Below are 16318 nucleotides of genomic sequence, written 5' to 3' on the forward strand. Positions count from 1 at the left end.
TTAGCGCAGATCCTCGGGCAACAGCGCCGTTGGAAAATTCTGATAGCTGACGGGGCGCAGGAACCGCCGGATGGACAGCGTGCCCACGGACGTTGCGCCAAAATTGGTCGAAGCCGGATAGGGACCGCCGTGGACCATCGCGTCCACCACCTCGACCCCGGTCGGGAAGCCGTTCACCAGCACCCGCCCGGCTTTGCGTTCGAGGATCGGCGCAAGGCTCTGCGCCGCCGTCAGATCGCCGTCATCCATATGCAGCGTCATCGTGAGCTGACCGTCGAAGCCTTTGGCAAGGCGCTGCAAATCGGCAAGATCGCGGGCCCGCACCACCAGCCCGAGCGGCCCAAACACCTCCTCGTGCAAGCCGTGATCTTGCTGGAACTGATCGCCCGTGACCTCGTAAAGGCCGGGCGTCGCATGGCGCCCTTCGGAAGTGCTGGCGAAAACCGGCCTGGCCGCGCTGTCTGCGATGCGCGCTTGTCCCGCGTGGTATGCCTGGGCAATCCCGGGCGTGAGCATCGGCTGCGGCGCGACTTGCGCCAGCGCCTCGGCTGCGCTCGCGACAAAGTCCTGCGCCGCGGGCGTGTCGAGAACGACCGCAATGCCGGGATTGGTGCAGAACTGCCCCACGCCCATCGTCAAAGAGCCGGCCCAGCCCCGCCCCAGCTCGCCCCCGCGCGCGGCCATCGCCTGGGGCAAGATGAACATCGGGTTCACCGACCCCAACTCGCCGAAAAACGGGATCGGCTCGGGGCGCTGCGCACAGAGGTCAAACAGGGCCCTTCCGCCCGCAAGGCTGCCGGTGAAGCCCACCGCCTTGACCAGCGGATGCTGCACCAGCGCCGAGCCAACCGCGCGATTGCCGCCCTGGATCAGGCTGAACACTCCGGGATGCAGCTTGCTGCGCAGGATCGCGGCATGGATGGCCTCGGCGATGACCTCGCTGGTTCCCGGATGTGCCGAATGGCCCTTGACCACCACCGGACAGCCCGCCGCCAGCGCCGCCGCCGTATCGCCGCCCGCCGTCGAAAAGGCGAGCGGGAAATTCGACGCGCCGAACACCGCGACGGGGCCCACCGGGCGCTCCATCAGCCGGATATCGGGGCGCGGACCCGCCGCGCGTTCGGGCAGGGCTGCGTCATGGCGGCGGTCGAGATAGTCGCCCTTGCGGATATGGGTCGCAAACAGCTGCAACTGGCCCACCGTGCGCCCGCGCTCGCCCTGCAGACGCGCCACCGGTAGGCCGGTTTCCTGCGTCCCGATCAAGGTGATTATCTCGGCCCGCGCCTCGATCTCCTTGGCAATCGCGTCAAGAAAATCCGCCCGCTCGGCGCGGGTGGAATAGCCATAGCTCCAGAACGCCTCCTCGGCCGCCTCGGCCGCCTGATCGACCAGGTCAACCGTCCCCGAACTGAATGCCCGCACGGGCCCATGCGCCGGCTCGCTGCGGAAGGTCGCCCCGCAAGCAACCCAAGAACCGGCAATCAAGTGCTTGCCGTGGAAGGAACGGTCGCCGAGATCGGTCATGAGATGGCTCCCCTGGGATAGGGCACGGCTCCGCCCGCACCGCCCCGTGGGGACGGCATCGGAGACATGCAAATGCCTGAAGAAAGAACCGCGGCCCCGCCGGGCACGCGCGGCCCTCTCGAAGTGTCAGAACGCGGCGGTCAGCATCCTTTGGTAATCCTGCGCACTGGCCTCAATCGGGTTGGTCTTGTGGCTGTGGTCCGCCAGCGCCCCGGTGATGATCCGCTCGAACAGATCCTCGGTCACCCCAAGCTCGGACAACCGCGTCGGCAGGCCGATTGCCAGCGTGCGGTCATGAATGGCCTTCCCGATCTCGTCGCCCGAGCCAAGCCCCATGGCGCGCGCCAGATGCGCGTATTTATCCTCTTGGATTGCCGTAGGCGCGGCGCGGTTGAAATCAATCACCGCGGGCATGAAGATCGCGTTGAGCGTGCCGTGATGCAGCCGCGGATTGATCCCGCCGAGCGCATGGCTGAGGCTGTGAACACAGCCCAGACCCTTTTGGAACGCCATCGCCCCCATCGTCGCGGCCATCGCCATATTCGCCCGCGCGTCCTTGTTGCCCGGCTCTTGCGTCGCGGCCTCGACATGCGCCCAACCGCGCCGCAGCCCTTCCAGCGCAATCCCGTCGGCGGGCGGGTTGAAGGACGGGGCCAGATAGGTCTCGATGCAATGCGAAATCGCATCCATCCCCGTCGCCGCCGTCAGCATCGGCGGCAGGGTCAGGGTCAGGTCAGGATCCACAATGGCCGCTTTGGGTACCAGATAGGGCGACAGCAGCCCGACCTTGCGCCCATCCGCAAGAATGATGATCGCGCCGCGGCCAACTTCGCTGCCGGTGCCTGCCGTTGTCGGAATGGCGATGATCGGCTTGGTCTTGGCGGTGATTTTTTCACCCCCACCCTCGATTGCCGCATAGGTTTTCAGCGCGCCGCCATGCGCCGCAAGGATCGCGACCGCCTTGGCCAGGTCGAGCGCGGAACCGCCCCCGACCGCGATGATCCCATCGGCCCCCGAACGGGTGAACACCTCGGTCGCGGCATGAGCGGCAGCCTCGTTCGGATTGCCGGGCGTGTCGTCATAGACCGCCACGGGCGCCGCTCCGAGGATGGTTTCGATCCTTTCGATCAACCCGAGCTGGCGCACCCCCTTATCGGTGACAACCATCGGTCGCGCGATTCCTGCCAACGTCAGTTCCGACGTCAAAGTCGCAAGTTCGCCGTACCCGAACTGGATGCGCGTCACGTAGTTGATGAGCCCCATAAATACCCTCCCCGTGGTATTCCAAAAAAGCATCCCAAAAGCGTCGCCCTGATTTACAGAACGCCGAAATTATGGTCGTTTCAGCATAATAAAGCGCAAACACTTCGCGTAAATCCGCAATCTTCCGATATAGGTATAACAAAAAGGAAACTGTCAGATGAGCCGCCGCCCTCTTGTCAGGCTGTCGCTGCGCCATATGCTGCTGATTTCGTCCATTGATGACAGCGGCTCGCTCAAACGCGCCTCCGAACTGATCGCGATGAGCCAGCCGCGCGCGACAAAGGCGCTGCAAGAGGCCGAAGCGCTGACGGGCAAGAAGCTCTTTCACCGCACCAATCGCGGGCTGACCCCCACCGCGGCGGGCGATTGCGTGATCCGCAACGCAAAGACGATGCTGGCGCAACTGGGCAAGCTGGAGCTGGAGCTTGACGCCATCACCGCCGGCAACTGGAGCAGGCTGCGCATTGGCACGATCATGGGCGCGGTGCCCATTCTGAACGAGGTCATCCAGCAGCACCTCACGCGCTACCCGCAGACCTCCTTCGAGATTATCGAGGACAGCAGTGCCGAGCTTCTGCGCCAGCTTGATCGCGGTCTGCTCGATCTGGTGATCGGGCGCAGCTCGGTCAGCGCCACGCCGCAGCTTTATCATGTGACCGCCTTTCACGATGAACAGCTGGCCGTCGTTGCCAATCCGGCGCATCCTCTGGTCGGCCGGGAGCGGATCCAGCTGGAGGATCTCGCGGAGTCGCGCTGGATTGTCTACGAGGCAGGGATGCCGATGCGACTGTCGCTGGAGCAGGAATACCGCCGGGCGGGCCTGGCATTTCCGCTGGCCCTGCTGGAGACACGTTCCGCGCTTGCGACAATGACTCTCATCCAGGGGGATCCGAATATGGTGGCGTTGCTGTCAAGCGATGTCGCCGAGTTCTTCGTCACGTTCGGTGCGGCCTGCACGCTTCCGATGCAGCTGGAATGGAAAAGCGACCCCTACGAAGTCATCACCCGCAGATCTCACGATCTGCCGGAATACGCCCTTCATTTCATCAAGAAACTTGTCGGCTGACGCCTGTAATGCCCGGCGTCGGCCGCGCCGCGCCACGTGCCGATGCGGGCAGGGCCCGGCACCCCGAAGGGGCATAGCGGCACAAGGCTTTCGCCGGTGTCACTTGCCCTTCAGGCGACGCACCGCGTCCGCCGACGCCCCGGCCAGCAGCGCGATATCGGAAGGTCCGGTGACCATGTTCCAGCCATTCCCGGCCATCTTCGCCGTGTGATCGACCGTCAGGTTGTGCACCGCCGCAAAGCGGCCTGCCTGCTGCACCGTCTTGCGAATGTCGTCCACGGCGGCGATGACCGTGGGATCGCTCGGCTCTCCGGTCGGCTGACCGATCAGCGTCAGGCTCAGATCCGCCGGGCCGACATAGACACCCGAAATCCCGTCGACCGCGAGGATCTCAGGCAGGGCCGCCAGCGCCTCGCGCGTTTCGATCATCGCGAGGATCAGCAGACTGTCAGAGGTTTCTTTCCAGTAGTCGGCGCCAAAGGCCAACCGCGCCCGGACCGGCCCGAAGCTGCGTTCGCCGCGCGGCGCATAATGGGCGGCGGCGGCCAGCCTGCGGGCATCCTTGGCCGAGTTGATCATCGGGCAGATGATCCCTTCGAACCCGTCGTCCAGCAGGCGCGAGATCATCGCGACGTCGTTCCAGGCCGGGCGCGCCAGAAGCGGCACCCCCAGACCCGAGGCCGTACGTGCCAGCGTGCGCGCCTGGGTCAGGTCGATCTGCCCGTGCTGCAGGTCGAGCGTCACACAGTCCCAGCCATGCGCCGCCATCGCTTCGAGCACGGCGGGTTCGGGGGTCATCATCCAGCCGTTCAGCACAGGCCGGCCCCCGGCCCTGGCCTCGGCGAGGGCGTCGCGCAGTCTCTTCGTCATGAGGCAACCGGATCGAAGCCGAAAAGCTTGGCGGGATTGTCGACCAGGATCCGTTTGCGCATCGCCTCGTCCGGGGCGTAGCGGTAGAACAGTTCCAGCAGGTCCGCGTCGTTCGGCGGCTGCTTTTTCGACACGGGGTGCGGCCAGTCCGACGCCCAGACACAGCGCTCGGGCGCATGGTCGATCAGCGCCTGTGCCAGCGGCACCACGTCGTCATAGGGCGCACCGGCGGCCGAGACCTTTTCGCCAAGCGACAGCATCACCCAGACATTGCCGCGGTCGAGCTGCTTTTTCAGGGCCACGATATTTTCGTCGTTCACGCCCTTGGAGGCATCCGCCCGGCCCATGTGGTCGATCAGGATCGGAATGTCGACATCCGCGAATTTCCCGACGTGCTGGGCGATGCCGGTCTGTTCGGGCTGGACCTTCATGTACCAGCCCATGTCGCGCAGCTTGTCCGTGGCGGCCTTGAAGTCGTCGTCGCTCAGCACCGCGCCAAGCGCCTCGCGGAAGCTGAAGCGCGCACCGTTGATCCCGGCGTCGTTCAGTTTCCGCAGATAGGCGTCGTCCTTTTCCGCAAAGACCAGCGCGTTGGCGCAGCCCTTGTAGTTCGGGCCGAGGGCGTCCAGCGCATCCAGAACCACCTGGTGATCCGCGCCATAGGTCGTCGTCTGCACGATGATCCCGCGGTCGATTCCCAGCTGGTCGTGCACGTGTTTCGCCCGTTCCCAGGTGGCCGAAGGCATGTGATAGGCGGCACCGGGGCGGGTCGGATAGGTGTCCGGGTCGCCCAGCACGTGGAACTGACTGTCGATCGTGCCGGCGGGCGGCAGGACGGCGGGGCGGCGCGGGGTCGGATGGAACGGGTAATAATCGGGCATGGTCTTGACTCCTTACGGCGCCGCGTAGGCGGTCACGTTGCACTGGATGAGCTTTCCGTTGTCGAGGTCGGCCTGCATCGCCTGCCGCACGGGGCGGTCATCGGGATCGGGGAACATCGCCTCCCATTCGGCGTTGAGCGGGCCGCGCTGCGACCGGTCCAGCAGCAGGACATCCAGCTTCAGGACGTTGTCCGGCCCCATACCGGCCTCTTCCAGGATCCGCGACAGGTGCACGAACATCAGGCGGGTCTGTTCCTCCAGACCCTCCGCCGCCTTGCCCGTTGCCGGATCGAGGCCGTAGATGATGCCGCTCATCAGCAGCCCGTCGATGACGGCGGCCGCCGGGATCGGGTTCTTGTGCGAGAAATCCTTCAGGTAGATGCTGCGACGTTTGCCCATCTTCGCTCCTCCTCAGGTGAAATGGCAGGACACGGTGCCAAGCGGCCCATAGTCGGCGGTAAAGGTATCGCCCTTGCGGGCGTCGATCGGGCGGATGAAGGAGCCAGCCAGGATCACCTGCCCGGCCTTCAGCGTGACGCCCCAGGGATGCAGACGATTGGCGAGCCAGGCGATGCCATTGGCGGGATGGTTCAGCACCCCCGCCGCGACGCCGGTTTCCTCGACAATGCCGTTGCGCAGGACGATGGCGCTGGCGCGGCGCAGGTCGGTGTCCATCGGCCGCACGGTCAGCCCGCCGCAGATGATCGCGCTGTTGGCGGCATTGTCGGACACGGTGTCGAGCACGTTGCGCCGCCGCCCGCTGGCCGTGTCGAAGCGTTCGATCCTTGCGTCCAGCAGCTCCAGCGCCGGCGTCACGTAGGCGGTCGCGTCCAGCACGTCGTGCAGGGTGCAGCTCGGCCCCGAGAGGTCTTCGCGCAGGATGAAGGCCAGCTCTGCCTCGATCTTGGGCTCGATCAGCCGTGCGGTGTCGATCTGCGCGGCGTCGTCCAGGAACATCTCGTCGGTCAGAAAGCCGTAATCCGGCTCGTCGATCCCCACGGCCTGCTGCATCGCGCGTGAGGTCAGCCCGATCTTGTGGCCCCGTACCGTCCGGCCCTGCGCCAGCTTCAGCCCCAGCCAGGCATTCTGGATGGCATAGGCGTCGGCCATCTCCATATCCGGATAGGCGAGCGAGAGCTGGCCGATCTGGGTCGCGCTCCGCTCGGCCTCGTCCAGCTGCTGCGCGATATCGCGGACCGTGCTGTCCTCAAGCATGGCCCGTCTCCTGATCGGCGACGCCGTTGGACAGGGTGCCGATGCCCGGCACCTCGACCTCGACCACGTCGCCGGGTTTCAGCCAGATCGGCGGGTCGAACCGCACGCCCGCCCCGGTCGGGGTGCCGGTGACGATGATGTCGCCGGGCGAAAGCGTCGCGAAGGTGCTGAGGTAGGAAATCAGAAAATCGAACGGGAACATCAGGTTCGCGGTCGTGTCCTTCTGGCGGACCTCGCCATTGACGCGGGTCTGCAGCGACAGCTCGGCGCCCGGGTCCAGCTCATCCGCCGTCACGATCCAGGGGCCGATGGCGCCCGAGCGGTCGAAGTTCTTGCCCTGCGTGACATTGAACTTGCCGTGGCGCAGCCAGTCGCGGACCGTGCCCTCGTTGCAGATCGTCAGGCCGAAGATGTGATCCAGCGCAGTCTCGCGCGGGATGTCCCGGCCGCCCTTGCCGATGACCAGCGCGATCTCGCCCTCGTAATCCAGCTGTTCGGACACGCGCGGCCGTTCCAGCGGGGCGTCATGACCGACGAAGGACTGGCGCGAGCGCACGAAGAGCGACGGATACTTCGGCAGGTCCGACCCGTCCTTGTACTCGGCGTTGCGGTTGCCGTAGTTCACCCCGATGCACCAGATTTTCTCGGGCCGGTCGACGGGGATGGCATAGGTCACATCGGCCGGATCGAGCAGCGCATCGCCGGTCACGGCCTGCGCCTTGCCCAAGGCGTCCTTCTCGATCAGCTCCTGCAGGGTGGCGATCCCGTCGAGGCGGCCGTCCAGCGGGAGGATCCCGCCCTCGGTGACGATCCCGAACCCGGGGGTTCCGTCCTTGGTATAGCTGGCAAGCTTCACGGATCAGCCTCCTGTCTGCTTGGGGGTCTGTGTCAGGGTGCGGAGGGTGGTGACCTCTCCGAGTGTGGCATAGTTCGGCCCGCCGAGACGGCAGATCGGGTCAAGCTCAAGCGTGTCGATCTTGCCATCCACCATCAGGCCGTCGCGCAGGTGGATGCGCAGGATCTCTCCGACGATGAAACGGCTTCGGGTCTCGCCGAATTCCAGCACCTGACGCAGGCGGCATTCCATTGCGACCGGGGCCGCCGCGATCCGGGGCACGTCGATCAGATCGCTCGGCACGGTCTCAAGGCCCAGCATCTCCGCTTCGCTGATATCGGCGGTGACCTCCTCGGCGCTGGAGTGCAGCGGGTCGAGCAGGCTGCGGTCGGCGATGTGAACCACGTAGGTTTCGCGGGCCAGGATGTTGCGCGAGGTGTCCTTGTATGTGTCACCCTTCCGGCCGACGCTGAATCCAAGCATCGGCGGTTTGGGCGACACGAAGGTAAACGTGCTGAACGGGGCAAGATTGACGCTGCCCGCGTCGTTCAGACTGGACACCCAGGCAATGGGCCGCGGAACGACAAGGCCCGTCAGCAGACGGTAACTCTTCTCGGCCGACAGATCCGACGGATCTACGATCATGGCACTCCTCCCTTTGTGGCCAGACAATATCGCGGGCCCTGTATCGGCAAGATCAAAAGCACGAAAGGTCCACAATGTGGAATTTTTCGGTTTTTTGGGTTGCTTGGAAACGGGTGGTTCTGCGTCCAATGGGGACAGCTCCGGAGCGCCGCAGGAGGGCGGCATCGGAACAAGAAACACAAGGGAGGTACTCATGAAGTCCTGGAAGAATGCACTGGCCGTCGTTCTGGCCGTCCTGCCCGTCACCGGCATCGCTGCCGATTTTCCGTCCAAGCCGGTCACGCTTGTGGTGCCCTATCCGCCGGGCGGCAATGTCGACACCTCGGCGCGGATCATCGCGCCGAAGATGGAAGCGATCCTTGGTCAGCCGATCGTGGTCGAAAACCGCGCCGGCGCCGGCGGCATGATCGCGGCGGAATACGTCAAGAATTCCGATGCCGACGGCTACACGCTGTTCATGGCCGCCAACGGCCCGCTGCTGTTTGCGCCGATGACGATGAACCGTCCCGACGCCTACGACTGGAAAACCGATTTCGCGCCCGTGGGCAGCGTGTCGATCACCCCGATGGCGCTGACCGTGCGCAAGGACGTGGGCATCACCGATATCGACGAGCTGCTGGCCACTGCCGGCGAAAAGAACCTGCTGATGGCATCGCCGGGCGCGGGCACCACCAACCACCTGGCCGCCGAGAAGCTGAAGGCCGACAGCGGCGGCGATTTCCGCATCGTGCATTACAAGGGCAACGCGCCCGCCATCGCATCCCTGATCGGCGGCGAGACCGCGTTCAGCTTTGACCAGATGTCGGTCATCCTGCCCTACATCAAGGACGGCGCGGTTGTGCCGCTGGCGGTGACGTCAAGCGAGCGCGTGCCCGCCCTGCCCGATGTGCCGACGCTGAAGGAAACCGGCAAGTTCGACTTTGCCGCCGTGACCTTCACCGGCCTGCTCGCCCCTGCCGGCACCCCGCAAGAGGCCATCGACGCGATTTCCGCCGCGCTGACCGAGACGCTGAACGGCGATGACGTCAAGAAACGGTTCGAGGATCTCGGCTCGCTCGCCTCGCCGATGACCCCGGCGGAGTTCGGCGCCTTCCTGACCGAAATCGACGACACGTGGCGCCCGATCGTGGCCGAGGTCAACGCCAACAAGTAAGGCACAACCGGGGCGGTGCCGGAGGAGGTGCCGCCCCGATCATCCGGGGGGAGTCATCATGCGCGACAGGTATTATTCCATAGGGCGCGGGCCCGAACTGATCTTTGGCGTCTTTCTCTTCGGTATCGGCTTGATCGCCGCCATCTACGGCCTGCGTTACGGGCTGGGACAGCTGAACGACATCGGCCCGGGGGCCTTTCCGCTGGGGCTTGGCATCGCGATGATGATCCTGTCCGCCCTCGCCATGAAGGAAGCCGGGGCCGACGATCCCGTCTCGCGGCGGCTGACGCCCGCCTTCTTCTATCTGCCCGGTATCATCATCTGGTCGCTTCTGATCGAAGGCGCGGGCCTTGTGATCGCGACCCTCGCGCTGATCGTCATGTGTTCTTTCGCCGAGGACGAGCTTGATCTGAAACGCGCGCTCCTGCTCGGCCTGATCCTGGCGGCGGTCGGATATGTCGTCTTCATCCTGAGCTTCGGCCTGACCTTCAACCTGATCGGGGACTGGTTTTGAGCGTGCTGCATGACCTCGCACTCGGCTTCCAGATCGCGCTGACCTGGGAAGCCATCCTGATCTGCCTGGGCGGTGTCATCCTCGGCACCTTCGTCGGCGTCCTGCCCGGGATCGGGGCGCTTGCCGCGATCTCGCTCTGCCTGCCGCTGACCTATTACATGCTGCCGGTGCACGGGCTGATCCTGCTGTCGGGCATCTTCTACGGTGCGCAATACGGCAGCTCGACCTCGTCGATCCTGCTGAACATTCCCGGCACGCCCGCTGCCGCCGCGACCTGCCTTGACGGCAATCCGATGGCGCGCAAGGGCCGGGCGGGTCAGGCGCTGTTCATCGTCACGCTCAGCTCCTATTTCGGGGGCATGGTCGGGATTATCCTGCTAGTCGCCTTTGCCGCGCCGCTGGCCCGGTTCGCGCTGTCCTTTGGCGCGCCGGAATATTTTGCCGTCATGCTGCTGGGGCTGGTCGCGGCCTCGACCGCATCGCCGGGCTCTCCGGTCAAGGGGCTGGCGATGATGGTGCTGGGCCTGATCTTCGGCATGGTCGGCACGGATGTCACCTCCGGCGCCTATCGCTTCACGCTTGGCTATCTGGAACTGACCGACGGCATCAACCTGGTCGCCATGGCCATGGGCCTGTTCGGGATCGGCGAAGTTCTGTCCAACCTCGCCGCGCCACCTGCCCCGCAGCCGCCCAAGAAAAGCTTTCGTCTGCGCGAGATGCTGCCCACCCGGACCGAGGCGCGCCAGTCGGTGATGCCCGCGATCCGCGGCTCGCTGCTCGGCTCCTGGATCGGGGCGTTGCCGGGAACGGGACCTGCCATCGCCGCCTTCATCGCCTATGCCACGGAAAAGCGCATCTCGCGCACGCCCGAGAAATTCGGCACCGGCGCGGTGGAGGGCATCGCCGCCCCCGAGGCCGCCAACAACGCCTCCGTCCAGGCGGCCTTCATTCCGACGCTCTGCATCGGCATTCCCGGCGATGCGGTGATGGCCTTCATGCTGGGCGCGATGATCATCCACGGCATCGTGCCGGGGCCCAACCTGATCTCGGAACAGCCCGACATGTTCTGGGGGCTGGTCGCCAGCTTCTGGGTCGGGAACCTGATCCTGGTGCTGCTGACGCTGCCGATGATCGGCGTCTGGGTGAAAATCCTGAACATCCCCCGCCAGGTGCTCTACCCGCTGATCATCTTTCTGATCTGCGTCGGCGTGTTCAGCGTGAACAGCAATGTCTTCGACGTCTTTGTCGCGGTGGCCTTCGGCATCCTCGGCTTCGTGATGACCCTGTTCCGCTATCCGGTGGCGCCGATCCTGCTGGGCTACATCCTGGGCCCGCTGGTCGAGGAGAATTTCCGCCGCACCCTGTTCATCAGCAACGGCGACTTCGGGGCGTTCCTGTCCTCGCCCGTCTCGGTGATCTGCCTTGGCCTCGTGGCGCTGGCGCTGATCGTTCCGGTCGTCCTCGCAATCCGGCGGCGCAGGCTCAGCCCTGCCCCGCGGTGATGGCAAGCGAGATTTCCGCGGTCGCCGCCCCCAGAAGATCGACAAGCGCGCCCACCCGCGCCCCGCGCTGACGCGAGGAAATGGCGATGGTGCTGATCGCGGCAACGGGACGGCCCAGCACATCCGTTATCGGAAAGGCGATGGCGCTGGTCCCCTTGGCGATGGCGCGGGGCAGGACGGTGTAGCCACGCCGGCGCGCGTCGGAGATCCGGTCGCGCAGGGTCTGCATCGGCACGCCATAGGCGCGCAAACGGTCGACATTCTGGGTCAGCACCTCTTCGGCCTGTGCGCGGGACACACGCGACAGGATGGCGACACTGTTCGCGCTGATCCCCAGGGGCCGCCGCGACCCGATTTCGATCGACAGGACCTGAATCGGAAAGGACCCGATGCGCCTGTCGGCGCAGACCGTGTCGAGCCCGCTCCGCACGGACAGAAACACCGCATCCCCGATCGCATCGCTCAACTGGCTGAGCGCCGGAGAAGCCAGTTCCCGGAACCGCCGCAGTTCGGACGACAGACCCAGAAGCGTCAGCTCCCGCCCCACATGATACCGCAGGTCCAGCTGTTTCTCGACGATGCCGCGCTCCTGCAGCGTGACCAGGATCCGGTGAACGGTCGGCTTGGTCAGGCCGGTGGTCTCGCAGACATGCTTGAGCGACGCGCCGGATGGCGATGACCGTGCAATGGCGTCAAGAATGTCGAACGCACGGTCCACGCTCTGGGTGCCGCTTCTTGTCTTGCTGCCGTCGTCCATGATGCCAGTTACCAGCCTTTTCCGGCCTTTCTGCGTGAAACGGGAGTCAGCCCACACGCCTTGCCCCGGGACGAGCTTAACCTATCGCTGCTGTTACGCGACCGGTCTTTGTCGCACAGTTCGGGTGCGGGCCGCCTTGATGCCACTCACGGTCCTTGGCGTTGGCTTCAAGAACGCCCTGGCCGGCGGACACCCGGCCCGGGGCGTAACGGGTTCACCCACCTGCTTCGCCGTGTCACCGGCGCAGGGCCGCACCGGACCGGTGGATCAGTTCGCCGGCATCCCCTTCACCCGCCCCAGCCGCTTTTGCGCGGCGATCCGGAACGGGGCATTGGGGGCGCCATAGCCGGAATAGCCGTCCCTGCGCTCGACAACCTCGAAGAAAAGCCCGCCCGCGAAGGGCCGCGAGTAGGTCTGGAAGAATTCCCCGGTCGAATCCCGGTCATAGAGGATATGTCGCGCCTGCATCCGGGCGAGCATGTCCGGCGGAATGTCGAAGCGGCTGGCGAGGTCGTCGTAATAGTTCGCAGACATCGGCAGCGGCGGAAAACCTGAGGCCGCGAGCGCCTCGGCCGTGGCGAAGATGTCGTCGGTGGTAAAGGCCACGTGCTGGACCGGCGCCCCGAAGCTGTCGGCCAGGAAGGTCCCGGCCAGGGTCCGATGTGTCTCGGCCCCGTTGAGCGTGATGCGGAAGGTGCCATCGGGGGTCGCGATGGCCTGGCTTCTGACAAGGCCGTCGGGATCGACGACATCGACCATCGGCGCCTTCGCCATATCGAACAGCGAGGTATAGAACAGCGACCAGCTGAGCATCTCGTCATAGGTCATGGTCTGGGCAACGTGGTCGATACCGGTCAGCCCCGCGCCCGCGGGGCCCGGCCCAGAGGCGCCGAATTCGGTGCTCCAGACCTGCGCGTGGGTCTCGTCCATGAAATGGAGGATCGAACCGCCGAGCCCACGGATCGCCGGAATGTCGATCTGGCCCGGCCCGAGAGGCTGGGCGAAAAGCTCTGCGCCTAGCGCGGTTGCCCGTGCGATGGTGTCCTCGGTCGAGGGCACGCCCAATCCCACGTCGCAGATCGAGGTGCCGTGGACGTTGAATGCCGACCCGGCGAAATCGCCGCGCTCCTCGTTCAGGACGATGCGGATATCGCCCTGCTGCCAAAGCGTCACCGCCTTGGCGACATGCTGCCCGATCCGGGCGAAGCCGAGCGAGGTGAGCAGGTGGCGCAGCGCCTCGCCCTCGGCGCCGCTGGTCGCGAATTCGATGAACCTGGTGCCGCGGATGTCCTGGCGGGGCGGCAGGGCGGGCAGGTCGACCTTCAACGCGGGTTCGGTCCGGCGCACGTCGTCCATCAGTGCCACAAGCGAGCGGTGGCCGTCCCTGGCGATGGCACGCGCCGGGCCGCCGCGGAACTGGTCGTTGAAGATCTCCAGGCTGATCGGCCCGGCATATCCCGCCGCCGTCACTGCGCGCATGAAGCCGGTGACGTCCAGATCGCCCTCACCGGGCATGTTGCGGAAATGGCGGGACCAGTAGAGCAGGTCCATGTCGATCGCGGGCGCGTCGGCGAGCTGGACAAAGAAGATCCTGTCGCCGGGAATGCGCCGGATCGTCTCGGGGTCGATACCCCGACCGAGGGTGTGAAAGCTGTCGAGGATCAGCCCGACGTTGGCGTGATCGGCGCGGCGCACGATCTCCCAGGCGTCGCGGTGGTCGTTGACATGGCGGCCCCAGGCCAGCGCCTCGTAACCGACGCGCAGGCCCCGGGCGGCGGCGCGCTCGCCGAGTTCGCGGAAATCTGCCGCGGCGCGGTCGATGCCGCCAATCGCCCCCGGATGCACCGACGAGCAGACGAGCAGCAATTCGGCGCCAAGCTGCTGCATCAGGTCGAACTTGCGCTCCGCCCGGTCGAAAGCCTTGGCGCGGAGCGGATCCGGCAGCCCCTCGAAATCGCGGAAAGGCTGGAAGAGAGAGATCTCCAGCCCGTGGTCGCGGATCAGGTTGCCGACATCGCGCGGCGCGCCCTCGTCAGCGATGAAGTCCTGCTCGAAGATCTCGATCCCGTCGAACCCGGCGGCGGCGATGGCCTCCAGCTTCTCGCGGAAGGTGCCGGCGATGGATACGGTGGCGATGGAGGTCTTCACGCGGCGGCTCCCATGTCCATGAGGCTGGAGCGCAGCTCGGTCTCGTCCGGTCCGAACCCCGAGAAGAGCGCCCAGGCGTGGACGCCCTGGTGGAAGAATAGCTCCCAGCCCGAGAGGACGGAAAGGCCCGCGGCCGCCGCATCGGTCAGGAACTGCGTGTCGGCAGGGGTGTAAACCGCGTCGAAGGCCCAGCTTGCGCCCTTCATGGCTGCGGCCGGGAGGGGGGTGCCCTCGTAGCCGACCATGCCGACCGGGGTGCAGTTGATCAGCCCGTCCGCCGCTTCGGCTGCCTTTTCGCCGTCGTCCCAGATGGTGATGTCGGTGTCGGGCGCGGCCTCCTGCAGGGACTGGGCCAGCGCCTCGGCCTTGGCCGGATCGCGGTCGACAAGCCTGAGCGCCCGAACCCCAAGGCCGATGAGCCCGAAGGCCACGGCCCGGCCGACGCCACCGGTGCCGATCATCAGGACCGTGCCGGGCGCGGCTTGTTCCAGGACGGAACGATAGGCGGCCATGAAACCGGTATGATCGGTATTGTACCCGCGCGGACCATCTTTGCCGAAGATCACCGTGTTGACCGCGCCGATGGCGCGCACCATCGGGTCGTCGATCCGGACCATGGGGGCGGCAATTTCCTTGTAGGGATAGGTCACGTTGATGCCGCGATAGCCGCCGGTGCGGCAGCCCTCGAAGACCGCGGCGAAGTCCTGGTCAAGCTGGTTCGGGACCAGCCGGTCGTAGGTCACCCCGATCCCGTGCTGCGCTCCGGCCAGCCGGTGCAGCAGGGGGGAGCGGGAGCGGGCGATATTGTCTCCGATCAGGCCCAGCTTGAGGCTATCGGTCATGTCAGCATTCCCTCCTTCCGGGTTGCCACGGCTCGCTGCACCGTCGGCTGGACCTCGCCCGAGCCACCGCAAGGTCCCGGCAGAACGCCGTGCCACGCCTGTCCGCCCGGCGCTGACGTCCGACAGCCGATCAGGCCAGGCCGAAGACCGGAACGCGGCTTGCGGGTCATCCGTGCAGCGTGGCCCGCAAGTCCTCGCACATCAGGTTCGATGCCTCTGCGCAGGGCTCGGATACCCCGGCATAGCTGAAAAAGCTGTGGTTCAGATCGGGGAAGACCCGCAAAGTCACAGGCACATTCGCGCCACCCAGCAGTTCAGCGAAAGACACACTCTGTTGATGCAGGAAATCATGGGCCCCGGTTCCGATGATGGCGGGGGCGACGCCCGTCAGATCGGCCAAAGCGGGCGATGCACGCCAGTCCAGCGACACCGTCTCGTAATCCGGGCCCAGATATTTCAGGGCAACGGTGCTGGGTTCCGGACCGTTCTGCCGCATGTCGGTGGCGGGGTAGATAAGGAACTGGGCCGCCAGCGACACCCCCCGGTCCCGCGCAAGGATCGCTGTGGCAGCGGCCAGCGCGCCACCGGCGCTATCACCCGCCACGGCTATCTTGCTTGCGTCTCCGCCAAGGTCACCGACATGCGCAATGACCCAATCGAAAGCGGCAAATGCGTCGTCACAGGCCGCCGGAAAGAGGTGGTCGGGCGCAAGGCGATAATCGACGCTCACCACGACAGCCCCGGCCAGATTGGCGATCCGCGCCACATGCGCCTGATGACTGTCGAGATCGCCGACCATCCAGGCGCCGCCATGAAAATACAGCACCGTGCCCGATGCTTCGTCCCCGAGCGGGCGCACGATCCGGATCGCCATGTCGCCGGCGGGGCCGGCAATCGTCAGATCCTCGCAGGACTTAACGTCGATATGCGGGGCAGGATAGATGTCGTCGCGGATAATCCAGGCCCTGCGGCGCGCTTCTTCGGTCGTCATGGCCTCAAACGGATCCGCATAGGCGCCTGACAGGCGTTTTCGGTCCATTTCGGCAATTTGTGGATCAAGCATCCTGAAATCCTCATACAAAACGGACGGCGGGATTGTCCCG

Annotated in this window: 16 protein-coding genes; 4 read left to right on the plus strand and 12 right to left on the minus strand. The window is 65.7% G+C overall.

All coding sequences use genetic code 11. From position 1 onward, the window contains the following. Together GLS40_RS13900 and GLS40_RS13905 are read right to left on the minus strand one after the other, a co-directional pair. The gene (locus tag GLS40_RS13900; protein WP_160383335.1) at positions 1 to 1524 is read right to left on the minus strand and encodes an aldehyde dehydrogenase (NADP(+)); all 1524 of its coding nucleotides are present in this window, start codon (positions 1522 to 1524) and stop codon (positions 1 to 3) included. A gap of 126 nt (positions 1525 to 1650) precedes the next feature. After that, on the minus strand, positions 1651 to 2787 hold the full coding sequence (locus GLS40_RS13905; protein WP_160383336.1) for an iron-containing alcohol dehydrogenase: 1137 nt from the start codon (positions 2785 to 2787) through the stop codon (positions 1651 to 1653). Positions 2788 to 2944: 157 nt separating this feature from the next. Between GLS40_RS13905 and GLS40_RS13910 the strand changes: the two genes are divergently transcribed. Beyond that, positions 2945 to 3853: a LysR family transcriptional regulator gene (locus GLS40_RS13910; RefSeq protein WP_160383337.1), complete on the plus strand. Its 909-nt coding sequence runs from the start codon at positions 2945 to 2947 to the stop codon at positions 3851 to 3853. Between the two features lie 99 nt (positions 3854 to 3952). On the opposite strand, the gene GLS40_RS13915 is transcribed toward GLS40_RS13910, so the two are convergent. The 6 genes from GLS40_RS13915 to GLS40_RS13940 are packed head-to-tail and all read right to left on the minus strand — an operon-like array spanning position 3953 to position 8299. After that, on the minus strand, positions 3953 to 4723 hold the full coding sequence (locus tag GLS40_RS13915; RefSeq protein WP_160383338.1) for an HpcH/HpaI aldolase family protein: 771 nt from the start codon (positions 4721 to 4723) through the stop codon (positions 3953 to 3955). Further along, complete coding sequence (locus GLS40_RS13920; RefSeq protein WP_160383339.1) at positions 4720 to 5604, minus strand: amidohydrolase family protein; 885 nt, start codon at positions 5602 to 5604, stop codon at positions 4720 to 4722. The genes GLS40_RS13915 and GLS40_RS13920 overlap by 4 nt, the downstream gene beginning before the upstream one ends. Before the next feature lie 12 nt (positions 5605 to 5616). Next, positions 5617 to 6003 (minus strand): RidA family protein, encoded by a 387-nt coding sequence (locus GLS40_RS13925; protein WP_160383340.1) that lies wholly within the window; start codon positions 6001 to 6003, stop codon positions 5617 to 5619. A gap of 12 nt (positions 6004 to 6015) precedes the next feature. Next, a complete protein-coding gene (gene hpaH / locus GLS40_RS13930) occupies positions 6016 to 6819 on the minus strand; it encodes a 2-oxo-hept-4-ene-1,7-dioate hydratase (protein ID WP_160383341.1) in 804 nt (267 codons plus the stop codon). Continuing rightward, positions 6812 to 7675 (minus strand): fumarylacetoacetate hydrolase family protein, encoded by an 864-nt coding sequence (locus GLS40_RS13935; RefSeq protein WP_160383342.1) that lies wholly within the window; start codon positions 7673 to 7675, stop codon positions 6812 to 6814. Before GLS40_RS13935 ends, hpaH begins: the two co-directional genes overlap by 8 nt. A 3-nt stretch (positions 7676 to 7678) precedes the next feature. Beyond that, complete coding sequence (locus GLS40_RS13940) at positions 7679 to 8299, minus strand: flavin reductase family protein (protein ID WP_160383343.1); 621 nt, start codon at positions 8297 to 8299, stop codon at positions 7679 to 7681. Positions 8300 to 8492: 193 nt separating this feature from the next. Here GLS40_RS13940 and GLS40_RS13945 point away from each other — a divergent pair, with 193 nt between their 5' ends. Genes GLS40_RS13945 through GLS40_RS13955 form a run of 3 tightly spaced genes read left to right on the plus strand, consistent with a single transcriptional unit; the run spans position 8493 to position 11468 of the window. After that, complete coding sequence (locus GLS40_RS13945) at positions 8493 to 9452, plus strand: Bug family tripartite tricarboxylate transporter substrate binding protein (RefSeq protein ID WP_160383344.1); 960 nt, start codon at positions 8493 to 8495, stop codon at positions 9450 to 9452. A 58-nt stretch (positions 9453 to 9510) separates the two neighbouring features. Next, positions 9511 to 9966 carry a tripartite tricarboxylate transporter TctB family protein gene (locus GLS40_RS13950; protein ID WP_160383345.1) on the plus strand — a complete coding sequence of 152 codons (456 nt, stop codon included), beginning with the start codon at positions 9511 to 9513 and terminating at the stop codon, positions 9964 to 9966. Then, on the plus strand, positions 9963 to 11468 hold the full coding sequence (locus GLS40_RS13955; RefSeq protein ID WP_160383346.1) for a tripartite tricarboxylate transporter permease: 1506 nt from the start codon (positions 9963 to 9965) through the stop codon (positions 11466 to 11468). The genes GLS40_RS13950 and GLS40_RS13955 overlap by 4 nt, the downstream gene beginning before the upstream one ends. Here GLS40_RS13955 and GLS40_RS13960 read toward each other — a convergent pair. From GLS40_RS13960 to GLS40_RS13975, 4 genes are all read right to left on the minus strand, one after another. After that, positions 11449 to 12225 (minus strand): IclR family transcriptional regulator, encoded by a 777-nt coding sequence (locus GLS40_RS13960; protein ID WP_160383347.1) that lies wholly within the window; start codon positions 12223 to 12225, stop codon positions 11449 to 11451. The genes GLS40_RS13955 and GLS40_RS13960 overlap by 20 nt on opposite strands. A 267-nt stretch (positions 12226 to 12492) precedes the next feature. Next, positions 12493 to 14373 carry a bifunctional sugar phosphate isomerase/epimerase/4-hydroxyphenylpyruvate dioxygenase family protein gene (locus GLS40_RS13965; RefSeq protein WP_160383348.1) on the minus strand — a complete coding sequence of 627 codons (1881 nt, stop codon included), beginning with the start codon at positions 14371 to 14373 and terminating at the stop codon, positions 12493 to 12495. After that, positions 14370 to 15215 (minus strand): shikimate dehydrogenase family protein, encoded by an 846-nt coding sequence (locus tag GLS40_RS13970; RefSeq protein ID WP_160383349.1) that lies wholly within the window; start codon positions 15213 to 15215, stop codon positions 14370 to 14372. Before GLS40_RS13970 ends, GLS40_RS13965 begins: the two co-directional genes overlap by 4 nt. A 166-nt stretch (positions 15216 to 15381) precedes the next feature. Continuing rightward, complete coding sequence (locus GLS40_RS13975) at positions 15382 to 16296, minus strand: alpha/beta hydrolase (protein WP_160383350.1); 915 nt, start codon at positions 16294 to 16296, stop codon at positions 15382 to 15384. Positions 16297 to 16318 lie beyond the last annotated feature (22 nt).

Origin of the sequence: Pseudooceanicola pacificus (assembly GCF_009789075.1) — a bacterium.
GTDB classification, from domain to species: domain Bacteria; phylum Pseudomonadota; class Alphaproteobacteria; order Rhodobacterales; family Rhodobacteraceae; genus Pseudooceanicola; species Pseudooceanicola pacificus.

What these genes read in the sequence shown, in the direction of transcription:
- GLS40_RS13900 (WP_160383335.1), bottom strand. Translation starts at nt 1,524, where the DNA reads ATGACCGATCTCGGCGACCGTTCCTTCCACGGCAAGCACTTGATTGCC.
- GLS40_RS13905 (WP_160383336.1), bottom strand. Translation starts at nt 2,787, where the DNA reads ATGGGGCTCATCAACTACGTGACGCGCATCCAGTTCGGGTACGGCGAA.
- GLS40_RS13910 (WP_160383337.1), top strand. Translation starts at nt 2,945, where the DNA reads ATGAGCCGCCGCCCTCTTGTCAGGCTGTCGCTGCGCCATATGCTGCTG.
- GLS40_RS13915 (WP_160383338.1), bottom strand. Translation starts at nt 4,723, where the DNA reads ATGACGAAGAGACTGCGCGACGCCCTCGCCGAGGCCAGGGCCGGGGGC.
- GLS40_RS13920 (WP_160383339.1), bottom strand. Translation starts at nt 5,604, where the DNA reads ATGCCCGATTATTACCCGTTCCATCCGACCCCGCGCCGCCCCGCCGTC.
- GLS40_RS13925 (WP_160383340.1), bottom strand. Translation starts at nt 6,003, where the DNA reads ATGGGCAAACGTCGCAGCATCTACCTGAAGGATTTCTCGCACAAGAAC.
- hpaH (WP_160383341.1), bottom strand. Translation starts at nt 6,819, where the DNA reads ATGCTTGAGGACAGCACGGTCCGCGATATCGCGCAGCAGCTGGACGAG.
- GLS40_RS13940 (WP_160383343.1), bottom strand. Translation starts at nt 8,299, where the DNA reads ATGATCGTAGATCCGTCGGATCTGTCGGCCGAGAAGAGTTACCGTCTG.
- GLS40_RS13945 (WP_160383344.1), top strand. Translation starts at nt 8,493, where the DNA reads ATGAAGTCCTGGAAGAATGCACTGGCCGTCGTTCTGGCCGTCCTGCCC.
- GLS40_RS13950 (WP_160383345.1), top strand. Translation starts at nt 9,511, where the DNA reads ATGCGCGACAGGTATTATTCCATAGGGCGCGGGCCCGAACTGATCTTT.
- GLS40_RS13960 (WP_160383347.1), bottom strand. Translation starts at nt 12,225, where the DNA reads ATGGACGACGGCAGCAAGACAAGAAGCGGCACCCAGAGCGTGGACCGT.
- GLS40_RS13970 (WP_160383349.1), bottom strand. Translation starts at nt 15,215, where the DNA reads ATGACCGATAGCCTCAAGCTGGGCCTGATCGGAGACAATATCGCCCGC.